This window comes from Shewanella corallii (assembly GCF_023349125.1).
Taxonomy (GTDB): domain Bacteria; phylum Pseudomonadota; class Gammaproteobacteria; order Enterobacterales; family Shewanellaceae; genus Shewanella; species Shewanella corallii.
On the sequence record NZ_JAKIKT010000002.1, the window covers coordinates 140,376 to 155,933 of the forward strand.

Below are 15,558 nucleotides of genomic sequence, written 5' to 3' on the forward strand. Positions count from 1 at the left end.
TGCAATGGCTGCCCAGGGGTTATCAAAGGTAAGCTTTTATCAGACTCGCCATCATGCTGATGTGCTGGTCGTCATCATTCAGGCAGGGAATATAGCGGAAGGTCTCACCACCGGACTCTTCGAAGTACTCACGGTTTTCACCGGCGATCTCCTCCAGCGTTTCCAGACAGTCGGCACTGAATGCAGGGCACACCACAGCCACGTCCTTCACTCCCTTTGCGGGCAATGATTTCATGGTTTCATCCGTATAGGGCTGCAACCACACAGCCTTGCCGAATCTGGACTGGAAAGTGGTCATATGGTCATCATCAGCCAACCCCAGCTTTTGTGCGACCAGTCGACTGGTCTTCATACAGAAGCAGTAATAGGGATCACCCTTCTTCAGATAATCTTCCGGCATCCCGTGATAAGACAACACCAGCTTCTGCGGTTTGCCATTGGCGTCAAAGTCACGCTGAATTGATGCTGCCAATGCGTCGATATACTCGCAGGTGTCGTGATAAGTGTGGATAAAGTGCAATGAAGGCACATAGCGCCACTTCATCAACTCAAGGGCGATGGCATCAAATACTGACCCTGTGGTCGGCGCGGCATACTGAGGATACAGGGGCAAAACAACGATTTTATCTATGCCCTGTCGCTGCATATCCTGCATCACGCTGGCCACCGATGGGTTGCCGTAACGCATCGCCAGATGCACACTGACCTCTGAGCCGGAATCACTGAGCAGAGTTTGCAACTTTGCCTTCTGTCGCACACTGATATCCATCAAGGGCGAACCCGCTTCTGTCCAGACTTCGCGGTAAGCTTCAGCGGATTTGGCCGGACGGGTACGCAGGATAATGCCGTGCAGAATCGCCTTCCAGATCAGACGAGGTACTTCAATCACACGGGGATCAGACAGAAACTCGGCCAGGTAGCGGCGCAACGCCGGTGTGGTCGGTTCGTCAGGAGTCCCCAGGTTAACCAACAAAACCCCGGTTTTACCCCGGGCGGCATGGCCCTGTTCCTTGGTTATTCCAATATAGTTTGCCAAAACAGCCTCTTTCTCTTAATAAATTTTGGGTGTTGCTGTTCATTCAAACGCCGGAGGCCCGGCTCCGGCGTTGAAGTTCCCTGCATGGAAGGGAATGGTTTATCACAACTCTAATACAGAAAAACTTGATTGAGGTCAGAATTCGGGACCCATTGCAGGCAGAAACCGCAATCGGGCGAGATTAAAGCACAGATTCAATAGCCTGAGTGAGCTCTTCACTGTCAGGGGTGACTCTGGAGTTGAATTGCTGCACCTGCTCACCATCACCACTGACCACATACTTATAGAAGTTCCACTTTGGTGAAGCTGACTTATCATTCAAATATTTGAATACCGGGTTGGCATCGCCGCCACGCACGGCGGAAGGTGAAAGCATAGTGAACTTCACGCCGTAATTGAGGTAACAGACATCGGCGGTTTTCTTCTCATCATCCTCTTCCTGAAAAAAGTCGTCGGATGGGAAGCCAATCACCACCAGCCCTTTATCTTTGTACTTTTGATTGAGGGCTTCCAACTGCTTGAACTGGGGAGTGAAACCACAGTTGCTGGCAGTATTGACGATAAGTACAGGTTTCCCCTGAGTCAGTTCACACAGATTTACCCGCTCGCTGGAATGCAGGCGCTTGGCCTCATAGTTCAGGTACTCGGGGCAATCTGCCCATGCGCCAGTGGTCACTAATCCCAGCGCCAACGCCACCAATTTTGCTTTCATTACAGATACCTTTCCTTATTTCTCTGTCCGAGTCCAAGTACGAAATATACCAAAACGGGGATCATAATGATCCCCGTTTTTATTTATCTCAGCAGATTGCGGTAATCGACGCTGATCAATCCAGGTCGATGGTCACATTGTCCATCAGGCCACTGCTGGTAGGTTCATTGCTGTTAAGCTTAATCATCAGGCGCAGATCGTTTGGCGAATCCGCACAGTGGAGCGCATCGGCGTAGCTGATCTCCCCTTCCTGATACAGGTTGAACAGCGCCTGGTCAAAGGTCTGCATCCCCTGTTCATTGGACTTGGCCATAGTATCCTTCAACAAGTGCAGTTCATTACTCTGGATCAGGCTGGATACCCTTGGGGTGTTGATCAGCACTTCAATCGCCGCCCGACGGCCATTGCCATCAATACGCGGCACCAACTGCTGAGCCACAATACCACGCAGGTTTAATGACAGGTCAAACAGCAACTGATGGTGCTTACTTTCAGGCACCAGGTGCATGATACGGTCCAGCGCCTGGTTAGCGTTGTTGGCGTGCAATGTCGCCATACACAGGTGACCTGTCTCAGCAAAGGACAGCGCAAACTCCATGGTTTCCTGGCTGCGGATCTCACCAATCAGAATCACATCCGGTGCCTGACGCAGCGAGCTTTTCAGGGCAGCATCAAAACTCTCGGTATCGATACCTACTTCACGTTGGGTAATGATGCTCTGATTGTGGTTGTGCACAAATTCCACCGGATCCTCAATAGTGAGGATATGCCCCCGGGAATGAGCATTACGATAGCCCACCAACGCTGCCAGAGAGGTCGACTTACCTGTACCTGTACCACCCACCATGATCACCAATCCGCGCTTACTCATCACCAGATCTTTGAGGATGGGTGGCAACTTCAGGTCTTCAACATCAGGGATCTTGGTTTCGATACGGCGCATCACGCAGCCAACTGACTCACGCTGCCAGAAAGCGCTGACACGAAAACGTCCCAGCTCCTTGGCAGCAAAAGCAAAGTTACACTCCTTGGTGTCACGAAACTCCTGCTTCTGCGCATCTGTCATCAAAGCTTCGACAAAGGCCACCGACTGCTGGGGAGTCAGTCTGTCTTCACCTATGGGCTGCAACTCACCATCAATTTTGGCACTGGGTGGGAAGCCTGCTGTGACGAACATATCAGAGGCTTTACGCTCCACCATGATTTTTAAATATGAGCGAACGTCCATGTTAATTCCTTAGAAAGTCGCTTGTTTGTTGCCGCTCTTGGACTGAGCGTCTTCACGGGTAATCAAACCACGATTCACCAGATTCTGAAGGCACTGCTCCAACGTCTGCATACCGTGCGCCATACCGGTTTGAATAGCAGAATACATCTGGGCAACCTTATCTTCGCGAATCAGGTTACGAATCGCCGGCGTGCCCATCATAATCTCGTGGGCCGCCACACGCCCTCCACCCACTTTCTTAATCAGGGTCTGAGAGATAACTGCCTGCAGAGATTCAGACAACATGGTTCGTACCATGTCCTTTTCTCCCGCCGGGAATACGTCGACCACACGGTCAATGGTTTTGGCTGCCGAGGTAGTGTGGAGGGTACCGAATACCAGGTGACCGGTTTCAGCAGCAGTCATCGCCAGACGAATGGTTTCCAGGTCACGCATCTCACCCACCAGAATCACATCAGGATCTTCACGCAGCGCGCTACGCAGTGCAGCATTAAAGCTATGGGTATGACGGTGAACTTCCCGCTGGTTAATCAAACAGTTCTTATTGTTGTGAACAAATTCGATCGGGTCTTCAATGGTCAGGATATGGTCGTGGCGGTTCTCGTTGATATAGTCAATCATGGCCGCCAGCGTGGTACTTTTACCCGAGCCAGTCGGGCCGGTGACCAGCACCAGACCACGGGGGAAAGAGGAGATTTTCTTGAAGATCTCTGGCGCACCAAGCTCTTCCAGCGATTTGATATCACTGGGAATGGTACGAAATACCGCTGCCGCACCACGGGACTGGTTAAAGGCATTCACACGGAAACGGGCCAGGTTCGGCACTTCAAAGGAAAAGTCGATTTCCAGATGTTCTTCGTAGTCTTTGCGCTGCTTGTCATTCATAATGTCGTAGACAAGACGATGCACCCCTTCATGATCCAAAGCAGGAACATTGATCTTACGCACTTCACCGTCCACACGAATCATGGGTGGAACACCGGAAGACAAGTGTAGATCCGAGGCATTATGCTTTACACTAAAGGCTAGTAACTCAGTGATTTCCATTGTTTTGGACGTCCCTTAGACTTATTAATTACACCATGATAACAATAGCAGACAGACTGGCGGCCGCCCAGCAAAGGATTGAACAGGCTGCGCAAAAATGCGCCCGTCAAACCAAGGATATACAGCTCCTGGCGGTCAGCAAAACCAAGCCGATTAGTCAGATTATAGAAGCCTATGAAGCAGGCCAGCGCACTTTCGGCGAGAATTATGTTCAGGAAGGCGTCCAAAAAGTCACCGAACTCAAGTCCCGGTACCCGGATATCGAGTGGCATTTTATCGGCCCACTGCAATCCAACAAAAGCCGTCTGGTGGCAGAGAACTTCGATTGGATGCATACAATCAGCCGCGACAAAATTGCCCAACGCCTGCATGAGCAGCGCCCGGCGCAGATGCCACCTCTGAATGTCTGTATTCAGATCAACATCAGTGAAGAGAACAGCAAATCAGGGATAGACGCTGATGGTATGCTGGCGCTGGCTGAGTCTATCGCAGCCTTGCCCAACCTGACCTTGAGAGGTCTGATGGCAATTCCAACAGATACCGACGATATCGCACAGCAAAGCCGGGAATTCGCCGCGTTGAAGGCCTGCTATGACCTGCTGAAAGACCGTTACCCCAAGGTCGATACTCTGTCGATGGGAATGAGCGGAGATCTGGAGCAAGCCATTGCCAATGGCTCCACCATGGTACGTATCGGCAGCGCTATCTTCGGTGCGAGGGAATATAAAGCTTAAACCTTGTTTTTTATGGTCCAGCCCCAATAACAACAGCAAGCAATCAACAAAGAGAGCGACATGGAATCCAGAAAAATTTGTTTTATCGGTGCGGGCAATATGTCCCGTTCAATTATCAGTGGCCTGGTTCGCGGTGGTTATCCGGCGCAGGAGATCACTGCCAGTAACCCATCCAGGGGCAAACTGGACGCACTGCAGCAGGATTTTGGTATTCGGGTCACTCAGGATAACCATGAAGCAGCTTCACAGGCTGATGTGGTGGTGTTGTCAGTTAAGCCCCAGTTAATGGAGCAGGTATGTAATCAACTGGCCGATATTGATTTCAGCAATAAACTGGTTCTGACCATAGCAGCAGGTATTCCTGCCCACAGATACAGTGATTATCTGAAGCAACCTTTGCGATTGATCCGCACCATGCCCAATACGCCAACTCAAATTGGCGCGGGTATGACCGGACTGCTTAGCCATCCTGAGCTGTCTGACACAGACAAAGCCTTCGCTGAGCAGATGATGCGAACCGGCGGCGACATCACCTGGGTTGACCGCGAACAAGACCTGAATCTGGTGATAGCCCTGGCTGGCAGTTCACCGGCGTATTTCTTCCTGTTTATTGAATCCATGATCAATGCCGGTAAGAATCTGGGCATGGATGAAGCCCAGGCAAGACAACTGGCGCAACAAGCTGCCCTGGGCGCCGCCGAAATGGTGATACAAAACCCAGAACTCAGTGTGGCAAACCTCAGGGAAAACGTGACCTCCAAAGGGGGCACTACGGCTCAGGCACTGGCCACGTTTGAAGAGGGTGACTTGCGTAATCTGGTGGAGCGCGCCATGGTAAACTGCATCAAACGCGCAGAAGAGATGGCTGACACATTCTAAATTTTATTTAGGTCATACTCCTGATTTTAAAAGGTATAAAACTGCATGAATGCATCGATTTTTCTTATCAACACCCTGTTTGAACTTTATCTGATGGTCGTGATTCTGCGTATCTGGCTGCAGCTGGCCAAAGCAGACTTCTACAACCCATTGAGCCAGTTTGTGGTGAAGGCAACTCATCCACTGGTAGCTCCTATGCGTCGGGTACTCCCAGCCATAGGCTCACTGGATACCGCCTCCGTGGTGCTGGCAATTCTGGTCGTCGTGGCCAAGCTAATCGCTATCTCTCTGGTTGCCGGCGCTGCGATTGACCCTGTCGTCATTGCCCTGTTCTCTCTGGTTGCTGTAATCAAGAAAGCTGGCTTTATGTTGTTCTGGATGTTGATTATCCGGGCTATCCTCAGCTGGTTTAACAACGGTTACAACCCTATCGTTATGGTGATTGAACAGCTGACAGAGCCTGTTATGGCGCCGGTACGCAAAATCATTCCTCCTATTGGCGGCCTGGATTTGTCTGTCATGCTGGTACTTATCGGTATGAACTTCCTGAACCTGTTGCTGAGCCAGTACATCCCATTCTGGGCCAACGTGTAAATGGCAGCAGTCAGTATGCAGCAGGGCGACCTGCTGCTTAATCTTTATATCCAGCCCAAAGCCAGTCGCGACCAGATTGTTGGTCTGCATGGTGAAGAACTTAAAGTGGCTATTACTGCCCCGCCTGTAGACGGTAAAGCCAACGCCCATTTGACCAAATATCTGGCCAAATTGTTCAAAGTACCCAAAGGAGACGTATGTATCCTCAAAGGGGAATTGGGTCGGCACAAACAGATACGTATCCCCTCCCCGAAACTGATCCCGGACAGTATTCAGGCTCTGTTGTAGCTGTTGAGTTCAAATCTGCTGGTGTCTGGATTTAACAAAATTTATACTTGGAAGCCCGTTTCTGCAGAGGTACCTAATATGATTCGACTCGTCCTGGCCCTGGTCATGCTCTCCTGTTCAGTATGGTTCCCGGCCCAAGCAGATGAACAAACGGTTGGTGACTACACCATTCACTACCAGGCATTTGGCAGTACCTTTTTGACCCCGGCCATTGCCAAAGCCTATGGACTCACCCGCAGTAACTACACTGGCATAGTTAATATCTCTGTCTTAAACAGCAAAGATAAGGTGCCAACCGGTGTCCCTGTGGAGGTATCCGGCGTTGCCAAAAACCTGCTCGACAGCAGTATCCAACTTGAGTTCAAAGAGATCCGCGAAGGCAAAGCTGTGTACTACATCGCTGAAGTGCCCTACCGCAATGATGAAACCATGCACTTTCAAATTGGTATCAAGCATGGACGCGAGCTGAATACCACGCTCAAATTTCAGCAAAGGTTTTATGTAGACTAGGGTCTAACCCATCCAAAAAAACAGCGCTTCGGCGCTGTTTTTTATTCTGCACAGTATCCCCTGACTACCTTCACCGCCTGCGATTCGGTATGATTCGGCAACTCGATTCAACCGGATAAACCTAATGAAACAGATAGTGCTTGCCAGCGGCAATAAAGGAAAACTCAAAGAATTCGCCGAGATGCTGCAGGACTTTAAGGTAGAAGTGCTGCCCCAAAGTCAGTTTGATGTCCCGGAGGTCCCGGAGACCGGCACAACATTTGTGGAAAATGCCATTATCAAGGCCCGTCACGCCGCCGAAATCACTGGCCTGCCAGCGATTGCCGATGACTCTGGTCTGGAAGTGGAAGCTCTGGATGGTGCACCGGGGATCTATTCAGCCCGATACAGTGGCGACAATGCGACTGAAGTGGGTAACTATCAAAAACTGCTGACCAATCTTGAGGGCGTTGAGCAACGCTCTGCCCGCTTCCAGTGCGTGCTGGTTTATATGCGTCATGCCAAAGACCCTACGCCGGTTATTTGTCAGGCAAGCTGGGAAGGCCGTATTGGCTTTGAACCTGTTGGTGAACAGGGTCATGGCTACGATCCTGTGTTTATCCCTGAAAATGAAACCCGCTCGGCCGCTCAGCTGTCAGCCGATGAAAAGAATGCGGTCAGTCACAGAGGTAAGGCCCTTGAGCTGCTGGTGAAAGCCATGTCTGAAAAAGGACAACTGGCTTGAGCAGTGTATCTTTCTCTCTGGAATTACCACCACTGAGCTTGTACGTGCACATTCCCTGGTGCGTACAGAAGTGCCCTTACTGCGACTTTAACTCCCATGGCCAGCACGGTGAGTTGCCTCAGGCTGAGTACATTCAGGCACTGCTCAGAGACCTGAGCGCAGATTTACATTATGTGCAGGGGCGTTCGCTGCACAGCATTTTCATCGGTGGTGGCACGCCTTCACTGTTTGATGCTCAGCATATTAAGCAGCTGCTGGATGGTGTGGAATCCCGTATTCCATTCGCAGCGGATATTGAGATCACCATGGAGGCCAACCCTGGTACTCTGGAACATGATGATTTTGCCGCGTATCGCGCTGCCGGCGTGACCCGTTTGTCTATCGGCGTGCAAAGCTTCGCTTCAGATAAGCTCAATTTGCTGGGACGCATCCACGACAGAGACGAAGCGCAAACAGCAGCCAGATTGGCCGCAAAAGCCGGTTATAAGAGCTTTAACCTGGATCTGATGCATGGTCTGCCGGATCAGAACCTTGAACAGGCAATGGCTGATATCGACACGGCAGCAGCGCTTAATCCACCGCACCTATCCTGGTATCAGCTCACCATTGAGCCCAACACCCTGTTTCATTCGCGCCCACCTCAGCTACCTGATGATGAAGCCTTGTGGGATATCTATCGCCAGGGACAGGAGAAGCTTCGCCAGCTGGGTTATGAACAGTACGAAATCTCAGCCTATGCCAAACCGGGATTTCAGTGTCGTCACAATCTTAACTACTGGCAGTTTGGTGATTATCTGGGGATTGGCTGCGGCGCCCATGGAAAAATCACTCTGCCGGAAACTGACAGGATGGTGCGCACAGTTAAGATTAAGCATCCCAGGGGTTATCTGGATGCTGATGATTACAACTATGACACTGTTGAAGTCGACTCCGAAGACAGACCGCTGGAGTACCTGATGAATCGTCTGCGGCTGATGACTCCCATTCCAAAGGCGGAGTTTGAAGCCAGAACTGGAATGTCGGCAGCTGTGGTTGAGCAGGGTATGGCGTCAGGTGCAGAGCGAGGCCTGGTTACAGTCTCGGACACTCACTGGACACTCACTGATAAAGGCCACTTCTTTGTCAATGACCTGCTGTCTCAGTTCTGCTGAGTCGTAAAAAGCGGTCTTCAGGGCCGCTTTCTTATCTGTCCCACAATGGCCTGCGCTGATACGCCAAATCCCAAATCAAAAACGGGACAAAAACCTCATAGAAACATTCACTAACAAAAAGATCAGAAATTTAACCCAAGCTCCTTTAGGATGATGCACAGATTCGATCAAGGAGCCCAAAAAATGAAAACAACAAAGACACTTGTTGCAGCAGCCCTGTCTGCCCTGTTGCTGTCAGCCTGTGCCACCGCCCCTTCTTCCACGGTATCTGAGCCAGCCAGGGAGTACACCAGTGCCCAAATCCAGGCTGAATCAGCACGTGCCAATGAGCTGTTTGAAGCCATTTTTATGGAAAATGTCATGGCCAGCCCCATTACCCAAACCTATCTGGGTATTAAACAGGACTATGGCAAATGGGATGAGATCAGCGAATCTGCCCGTCAGCAGGATCTGGACCGCACCAAAAAACATCTTGCCCAACTGAACACCATAGATCCTGAGCAACTGGACCATCAGACGCGCATCTCATACTCTCTGGCCAAACAAGGTCTGGAAGATCAGATTGCCAACTTTAAATGGCGTCATCACAGCTACCCGGTCAATCAGATGTACGGTGTACATTCCACCACACCGGCACTCCTGATTAACCAGCATGCCATCACCAGTGTTGAAGACGCCCAGGCTTACATCAGTCGCCTTAATGGCATAGATGAACGCTTCAAGCAGTTGATTGCCGATCTGCAGTTAAAAGCTGACCGCGGTATTATCGCGCCAAAGTTTGTATTCAACCATGTGCTGTCTGACAGTAAAAACATCATTCAGGGTGCCCCCTTTGCCGAAGGCGAAGACTCAACCTTGCTGGCCGACTTTAAACGTAAGGTAGGCAAACTGGAGATCTCCAAGGCCGAAAAGCAGCAACTGATTGCCGAGGCCAATGAAGCATTGCTGAAATCGGTAGAGCCCGCTTACACCTCACTGATCACTTATGTTGAGTCGCTGCAGGCGAAAGCCGATACCCGGGACGGGGTTTGGAAGCTGCCCCAGGGCGATGAGTATTACAACATGGCCCTGGCTCAGACCACCACGACAGATCTCACCTCTGAGCAAATCCACCAGCTGGGTCTGAAGGAAGTTGCCCGTATTCACGATGAAATGCGTGCCATTATGAAGAAGGTTGGTTTTAAGGGCGATCTGCAGGCTTTCTTCGCCTTTATGCGTGACGATCCTCAGTTCTATTACCCTGACACTCAGGAAGGCCGTGAAGCCTATATCGCCAAAGCGAAAGCCTATATCGACAATATGGATTCGCGCCTGGATGAAGTGTTCAGCATCAAGCCCAAAGCAAGCCTGATAGTAAAGCCGGTAGAAGCATTCCGTGAAAAGTCTGCCGGTAAGGCTTTCTATAGCCAGCCATCACCGGATGGCTCGCGCCCTGGAACCTACTACGCCAACATGTATGACATGAAGGCCATGCCAACCTATCAGGCAGAGGCACTGGCCTACCATGAGGGTTTACCGGGCCACCATATGCAGATTGCCATTGCTCAGGAGCTGGAAGGTATCCCCAAATTCCGTCGATTTGGCCGCTATACCGCCTACACCGAGGGCTGGGGACTGTATACAGAGTACTTCCCGAAAGAGATGGGCCTGTATGAGGACCCCTATTCAGACTTCGGCCGACTGGCGATGGAGCTGTGGCGCGCCTGTCGCCTGGTGGTCGACACAGGCATTCACAGCCAGAAGTGGACCCGTGAACAGGGCATTGAATACTATGTAAACAATACCCCCAACGCCAAGTCGGATGCGGTCAAAATGGTGGAGCGTCACATTGTGATGCCATCTCAGGCGACCGCGTACAAAGTTGGTATGATTAAGATTCTGGAACTGAGAGAAAACGCCAAAGCCAGCCTGGGCGATCAGTTTGATATCCGTGAATTCCATACCCTGCTGTTGAAGAATGGTCCGCTGCCGCTGGATGTACTGGAAGAGCAGATTGACCTTTGGGTGGCTGAGGTTAAGGCCCGTCAGGCTTAATTACCCAAGTCACACAGAAAACAAAAACGCCACCCATTGAGGTGGCGTTTTTATTGGCTGAAGCTAATTACTTACGTTCGGCGTAAAGCTCAGCGTAAGGCTTGTCCCAGTATGGAGGGGAACCGATTCTGTCTTTGATAAAGTCGATAAAGGCACTGACCTTGGGTGCCAGATGCTTACGGCGAGGATACACAGCCTGCAATGGCAGATGATGGCTCAACTGCCAATCGCGCAGCAGCGGCACCAGTGTGCCCTTCTCTATCTCACCTTCCAACAGATAGCTGGCCAGGTAAACCACACCCAGGCCATTGATGGCGGCCGACTTAAGCGCGGGGGCATTATCTACCCGGAAATTACCGTTTACCCCTATCTCACAATAGTCATCACCCTTACGGAACTGCCACACACTGTGCTCATGCCACTCTCCGTGGTACACCAAGCAGTTGTGGTCAACCAATTGCTCCGGACGCTCAGGCGCACCGTGACGGGCTATATAGTCAGGGGAAGCCAGCAGCATAAACTGACACTTCATCAAAGGTCTGGCGACCATACCCAGAGGTAATTGCTCAGACATGGTGAGCAGCAGATCCAGCCCCTCACTGACAACATCCACTTTATGGTCCAGCAGGCTCACCTGAAGCTCCAGCTCCGGGTGAGTCGTCATAAACTCAGACAGCGCAGGAATGATATGCATGGTGCCGAAAGACTGGGAGATACCCACCTTCAATACACCACGGGTTGCATCATTGAGATTGTGAACACTGGCCACAGCCTGGTCAGCATCTCTGAGTAACTCTTCACCCTGCACATACAACAGGTGGCCAGCTTCAGTAAGACTGAGGCTTCGGGTCGTTCGCTGAATAAGCTGTACCCCAAGTTTGTGCTCAAGATCCGCGACCTGAGTACTCACCTTGGATTTGGAAATTCCCAAACGACGGGCGGCAGCACTGAAACTTCCTGCCCTGGCTACATGGGTGAAGATAGCTATCGGTTCTAAGAGTTCTAACATGGGAATCGCCTTCGTTCGCTTCGCTGTTATTATTATTCCGCCGGTCAAACTGAGCGCGAACGCACAGAGACTACGGTCTTGTTTTTAAAACTATGAGAATAATTCGGCGAACAATCAAGCCAAGAGAAAAACTATCCAGATTTTCCGAGGCTACTGCTCAACATTCGCCATCTGTGGACATTTTGGCGGGAGTATAGCAGACATTCTGTCTATTTTTAATATAACCAGATAAAAGTCAGTAACTTCCTGTTCGGAGAAGTTTGATTGTTGGCTTTAAGAAATCAGCTGCATGACTTTTGGGAGAGCAAAAAAATCCCCTGACACCCAATGGATGCAGGGGAAAGCGGGATGTATTGTCCAAATGTCAGAACGGGAGTATCGGAATAGAAATCAAAGTTCGAAAGTTTTACATCTGATTGCTGTCGGCTTCGGTCAATCTGAAACTGGCCAGTTCAGGAATAGCCTTACGCATTTTCGCTTCCAGTTTGGCAATCTGTTGGAACTCGTTACACATCTCAGTGGCACGGGCTTCAATCGCTTCACCACGGGCTTCCATCGCCAGTTCAATCTCCTCACCTATGTTGTCCATTTTCTGGCTGAAAGCTTCAATCTTATCGTCAAAGTTTTCACCATCTGAGTTCACCAGCTGAGCACCAACATTCATCATAATGGTCCCTATGGACTGCATCATCAGCTGCTCAATCTCCTTTTCAAACTCTTCGTCAAACGCCGCTTCGATGGTGGAGTCTGTGGCGCCAAGGTAGTAGGTGTCACCATTACGGGAAGCTACATCATCGAGGCGGTCACGGACGTTATCCATCAATTCAGCCAGCTGAGCGCTGCTTTCACCCAGCAACGGGGTCATAGCCATACCGATAGCTTCACCAGCCAGAACAATAGTGTCGTTCACCAGGCCAATCACCTCTGGCACCTGAGTCGCCAGCTCATCTTCATACTGGGTAACCAACTTACGCTGAGAAGCACTCAGTTCAACCGCCTCACCATCAACAAACAGCTCACCGGAGCGGAATTGATACTTGGTGTCATCTTCCTGAGTGACCACTACCTGATTAGGCTCAACCATAAGATCGTAGTTAATGGAGATATCACACTGATCTGCGGCCATCGCCAGTGAGCTGCCAGCCAGAGTCAGTGTCATTGCTGCGGTAAATTGCTTGAGTGCTTTCATTGTTCTGTCCTTTTCCTTGTGGATATAAATAAGACATAGCGAATGCTGTGCCAAAGTTAATAACCAACTGATAAAAAAGAAAATAAATGATTAGCCAGGATGTGTCCCGAAAACGGGGATAGGCAATTCCACAGCATAATGGTGAAATTGCCCACTGATTGGTGATTATCTCAACAAAGGGGGAGAGCCCGGACAGCCCTTAGAAAATAGAGCGCCCCAGACTTTGGCTGAGACCTTCGAGTATGGCGGTTCCGGCAACTGAGTTACCCTGCAGATCCAGCTCCGGCGACCAGACGCATACCGACATATCGCCGGGAATAACGGCAATGATACCGCCACCAACACCACTCTTGCCCGGCATACCTACCTTGTAGGCAAACTCTCCAGCACCATCGTACAAACCCGAAGTTGCAAGCAAAGCATTGAGCTGTCTGGCCTGTACAGGTGAGATCAGCTGCTTACCAGCCAATGACTGTCCCTTATTGGCCAGGTACATCATGGCGCGGGACAGGTCTGCACAGCTCATTCTGAGTGCGCAATAGTGGAAGTAACTGCGCAGCACGGTATCCACATCATTGTCAAAATTGCCAAAGGACTTCATCAGATAAGCAATGGCGGCGTTACGGGCACTGTGCTCATACTCAGATCGGGCAACCTCTTTGTCATAACAGATTTGAGGGTTACCACTGAGATTGCGAACCAACTCCAACATTCTGTGCTTGGGCGCACTGAGTCTGCCCTGCAGCAGGTCAGCAATTACCAGCGCTCCGGCATTAATAAACGGATTTCTGGGAATACCCCGTTCCAACTCCACCTGAACCAGAGAGTTAAATGAATGACCCGAAGGCTCCTTCCCTACCCTGTCCCAGATTTCAGGCTCTTCGTAGAGTGTCAGAGCCAGTGTCAGGCTAAAGACCTTGGAAATACTCTGAATGGAAAATGGCTCAAGGTAATCACCTGCACCTATGGTGACGCCATCGGGCGTGGTGACGGCTATACCCAGTTTATTGCCACTGATTTTGGCCAGTGCAGGAATGTAATCTGCCACTTTACCCCGGCCCAATAAAGGCCGGGCTTGCTCCACCAATTGCTCAAGCAGTTGTGGCTCTGGCATTAATCCCACCAGAGATCGTATAGTTCAGTGACTTCTACGTTGGATGCAGGCTGAGCTTGCCAGAAAGCCAACACGGCGTTGCGATCGTCATCGCTGCACTTGCCCAGCTTCTGAGTGGCAACTATGCCTTCCCAGCTCTTATGTCCACCACCGTGGAAGCCCAGCTTGCGTGCCTCAATCACTTCGTCGATAAACTTATCAACCAGCTGATCGATCTGCTCTTCGGAAACGCTGTCCTCGAACGTCCAGTGAACGTCAAAGCCCAACTCCTGAAACTCATCAACGCGCAACTTTTTGCGCAGACGACGGCTGCGATTGCTTGCCATAGTGACTCCTTATTTTCTGAAAGGCAGAAGATCTGCCCTCCGGGGAAGGCGCACCCAGGGCGCGCCGGACAGAAAGCTGAGACTCAGTGGAAGATTAGTCCACTTTCTCGAACATCAGATCCCAAACACCATGACCCAAACGGTGGCCACGGGCTTCAAACTTGGTCAGAGGACGGTGATCCGGACGGGGAACATAGTCATTGGTTCCGGACTGGTTGCGGTAACCTTCTGCCGCACTCATCACTTCCAGCATATGCTCGGCATAGTTTTCCCAGTCAGTAGCCATATGGAATACGCCACCAACTTTCAACTTACGGCGGATAAGCTGAGCAAATTCGCCCTGCACGATACGGCGCTTATGATGGCGCTTCTTGTGCCAGGGATCTGGGAAGAACAGCTGAACGCGTGCCAGAGAACCATCGGCAATGCTGTTTTCCAGCACTTCAATGGCATCGTGGTGATATACACGCAGATTGGTCACGTCAGCCTTACCGGCATCACTCAAACAAGCACCAACGCCGGGCTTGTGAACTTCAATACCGATAAAGTTCAATTCAGGAGCAGCAGCAGCCATTTCCACCAGAGATGCGCCCATACCAAAACCGATTTCCAACACAGTGTCCGCGTCGCGGCCAAATACTGTGTTCAGATCGATACTGTCAGGGGTATAGTCCAGCCCCATCGTCGGCCAATAGGCCTCCAGAGCCTGTTCCTGACCTTTGGTCAAACGGCCTTCTCTCAATACAAAGCTGCGGATTTTACGCAGATATTTGCCTTCTTCATTAAACTCAGCGGTGGTCACTTCGCTCATTGTTGCCTCGCCTGATTTGACGCCCAAAAACGGAAAAGAAGGGCATTATCCAAAGTTCACCCCACAGCGCAAGCTTTTCAGCCTTTACATGGGAAATTTTGTGGACAAATTACTGCGTATTCCTGCGAACCGGAGACAATAGCCGACAAGAGTGATCCTCTTATTGCCATCA

General features: G+C 50.7%; 17 protein-coding genes. 8 read left to right on the plus strand and 9 right to left on the minus strand.

Features of this window, described 5'->3' with window-relative positions:
- Positions 1 to 22: 22 nt before the first annotated feature.
- The 4 genes from hemH to L2725_RS05900 form a co-directional block, all read right to left on the minus strand.
- The gene (gene hemH / locus L2725_RS05885) at positions 23 to 1,036 is read right to left on the minus strand and encodes a ferrochelatase (RefSeq protein ID WP_249248122.1); all 1,014 of its coding nucleotides are present in this window, start codon (positions 1,034 to 1,036) and stop codon (positions 23 to 25) included.
- A gap of 181 nt (positions 1,037 to 1,217) precedes the next feature.
- Entirely contained in the window at positions 1,218 to 1,748 is a 531-nt protein-coding gene (locus L2725_RS05890) for a glutathione peroxidase (protein WP_249248123.1), read from the minus strand.
- A gap of 115 nt (positions 1,749 to 1,863) precedes the next feature.
- Complete coding sequence (locus tag L2725_RS05895; protein WP_248935004.1) at positions 1,864 to 2,976, minus strand: PilT/PilU family type 4a pilus ATPase; 1,113 nt, start codon at positions 2,974 to 2,976, stop codon at positions 1,864 to 1,866.
- A gap of 9 nt (positions 2,977 to 2,985) precedes the next feature.
- Positions 2,986 to 4,023: a type IV pilus twitching motility protein PilT gene (locus L2725_RS05900; protein ID WP_248935005.1), complete on the minus strand. Its 1,038-nt coding sequence runs from the start codon at positions 4,021 to 4,023 to the stop codon at positions 2,986 to 2,988.
- A 35-nt stretch (positions 4,024 to 4,058) separates the two neighbouring features.
- Between L2725_RS05900 and L2725_RS05905 the strand changes: the two genes are divergently transcribed.
- From L2725_RS05905 to L2725_RS05940, 8 genes are all read left to right on the plus strand, one after another.
- On the plus strand, positions 4,059 to 4,757 hold the full coding sequence (locus tag L2725_RS05905) for a YggS family pyridoxal phosphate-dependent enzyme (protein ID WP_249248124.1): 699 nt from the start codon (positions 4,059 to 4,061) through the stop codon (positions 4,755 to 4,757).
- A 42-nt stretch (positions 4,758 to 4,799) separates the two neighbouring features.
- Entirely contained in the window at positions 4,800 to 5,636 is an 837-nt protein-coding gene (gene proC / locus L2725_RS05910; protein WP_346429388.1) for a pyrroline-5-carboxylate reductase, read from the plus strand.
- A gap of 45 nt (positions 5,637 to 5,681) precedes the next feature.
- A complete protein-coding gene (locus L2725_RS05915; RefSeq protein ID WP_115135705.1) occupies positions 5,682 to 6,230 on the plus strand; it encodes a YggT family protein in 549 nt (182 codons plus the stop codon).
- Positions 6,231 to 6,518: a DUF167 family protein YggU gene (yggU, locus tag L2725_RS05920; RefSeq protein WP_248935008.1), complete on the plus strand. Its 288-nt coding sequence runs from the start codon at positions 6,231 to 6,233 to the stop codon at positions 6,516 to 6,518.
- Between the two features lie 78 nt (positions 6,519 to 6,596).
- Positions 6,597 to 7,028, plus strand: coding sequence for a DUF4426 domain-containing protein (locus L2725_RS05925; protein WP_249248125.1), 432 nt, complete (start codon positions 6,597 to 6,599; stop codon positions 7,026 to 7,028).
- Positions 7,029 to 7,152: 124 nt separating this feature from the next.
- Positions 7,153 to 7,752: an RdgB/HAM1 family non-canonical purine NTP pyrophosphatase gene (gene rdgB / locus L2725_RS05930; RefSeq protein ID WP_249248126.1), complete on the plus strand. Its 600-nt coding sequence runs from the start codon at positions 7,153 to 7,155 to the stop codon at positions 7,750 to 7,752.
- Positions 7,749 to 8,903, plus strand: a complete 1,155-nt coding sequence (gene hemW, locus L2725_RS05935; protein WP_249248127.1) for a radical SAM family heme chaperone HemW — start codon at positions 7,749 to 7,751, stop codon at positions 8,901 to 8,903. Before rdgB ends, hemW begins: the two co-directional genes overlap by 4 nt.
- Positions 8,904 to 9,086: 183 nt before the next feature.
- Entirely contained in the window at positions 9,087 to 10,937 is a 1,851-nt protein-coding gene (locus L2725_RS05940; RefSeq protein ID WP_249248129.1) for a DUF885 domain-containing protein, read from the plus strand.
- Between the two features lie 67 nt (positions 10,938 to 11,004).
- Here L2725_RS05940 and L2725_RS05945 read toward each other — a convergent pair whose 3' ends face one another.
- The 5 genes from L2725_RS05945 to trmB form a co-directional block, all read right to left on the minus strand.
- On the minus strand, positions 11,005 to 11,946 hold the full coding sequence (locus L2725_RS05945; protein WP_115135710.1) for a LysR family transcriptional regulator: 942 nt from the start codon (positions 11,944 to 11,946) through the stop codon (positions 11,005 to 11,007).
- A 406-nt stretch (positions 11,947 to 12,352) separates the two neighbouring features.
- Positions 12,353 to 13,135, minus strand: coding sequence for a YggN family protein (locus L2725_RS05950; protein WP_249248130.1), 783 nt, complete (start codon positions 13,133 to 13,135; stop codon positions 12,353 to 12,355).
- A 199-nt stretch (positions 13,136 to 13,334) separates the two neighbouring features.
- Positions 13,335 to 14,249 (minus strand): glutaminase B, encoded by a 915-nt coding sequence (glsB, locus tag L2725_RS05955; protein WP_249248131.1) that lies wholly within the window; start codon positions 14,247 to 14,249, stop codon positions 13,335 to 13,337.
- Positions 14,249 to 14,575, minus strand: a complete 327-nt coding sequence (locus tag L2725_RS05960; protein ID WP_248935014.1) for a 50S ribosome-binding protein YggL — start codon at positions 14,573 to 14,575, stop codon at positions 14,249 to 14,251. The genes glsB and L2725_RS05960 overlap by 1 nt, the downstream gene beginning before the upstream one ends.
- Positions 14,576 to 14,669: 94 nt before the next feature.
- Positions 14,670 to 15,386, minus strand: coding sequence for a tRNA (guanosine(46)-N7)-methyltransferase TrmB (gene trmB, locus L2725_RS05965; RefSeq protein ID WP_115135714.1), 717 nt, complete (start codon positions 15,384 to 15,386; stop codon positions 14,670 to 14,672).
- Positions 15,387 to 15,558: the final 172 nt, after the last annotated feature.

Bases quoted from the DNA above. Each gene is read 5' to 3' on its own strand.
- L2725_RS05900 (WP_248935005.1), bottom strand. From the start codon at position 4,023: ATGGAAATCACTGAGTTACTAGCCTTTAGTGTAAAGCATAATGCCTCG.
- L2725_RS05950 (WP_249248130.1), bottom strand. From the start codon at position 13,135: ATGAAAGCACTCAAGCAATTTACCGCAGCAATGACACTGACTCTGGCT.
- yggU (WP_248935008.1), top strand. From the start codon at position 6,231: ATGGCAGCAGTCAGTATGCAGCAGGGCGACCTGCTGCTTAATCTTTAT.
- rdgB (WP_249248126.1), top strand. From the start codon at position 7,153: ATGAAACAGATAGTGCTTGCCAGCGGCAATAAAGGAAAACTCAAAGAA.
- L2725_RS05925 (WP_249248125.1), top strand. From the start codon at position 6,597: ATGATTCGACTCGTCCTGGCCCTGGTCATGCTCTCCTGTTCAGTATGG.
- glsB (WP_249248131.1), bottom strand. From the start codon at position 14,249: ATGCCAGAGCCACAACTGCTTGAGCAATTGGTGGAGCAAGCCCGGCCT.
- L2725_RS05890 (WP_249248123.1), bottom strand. From the start codon at position 1,748: ATGAAAGCAAAATTGGTGGCGTTGGCGCTGGGATTAGTGACCACTGGC.
- L2725_RS05945 (WP_115135710.1), bottom strand. From the start codon at position 11,946: ATGTTAGAACTCTTAGAACCGATAGCTATCTTCACCCATGTAGCCAGG.
- L2725_RS05915 (WP_115135705.1), top strand. From the start codon at position 5,682: ATGAATGCATCGATTTTTCTTATCAACACCCTGTTTGAACTTTATCTG.
- L2725_RS05960 (WP_248935014.1), bottom strand. From the start codon at position 14,575: ATGGCAAGCAATCGCAGCCGTCGTCTGCGCAAAAAGTTGCGCGTTGAT.
- L2725_RS05905 (WP_249248124.1), top strand. From the start codon at position 4,059: ATGATAACAATAGCAGACAGACTGGCGGCCGCCCAGCAAAGGATTGAA.
- L2725_RS05895 (WP_248935004.1), bottom strand. From the start codon at position 2,976: ATGGACGTTCGCTCATATTTAAAAATCATGGTGGAGCGTAAAGCCTCT.
- trmB (WP_115135714.1), bottom strand. From the start codon at position 15,386: ATGAGCGAAGTGACCACCGCTGAGTTTAATGAAGAAGGCAAATATCTG.
- L2725_RS05940 (WP_249248129.1), top strand. From the start codon at position 9,087: ATGAAAACAACAAAGACACTTGTTGCAGCAGCCCTGTCTGCCCTGTTG.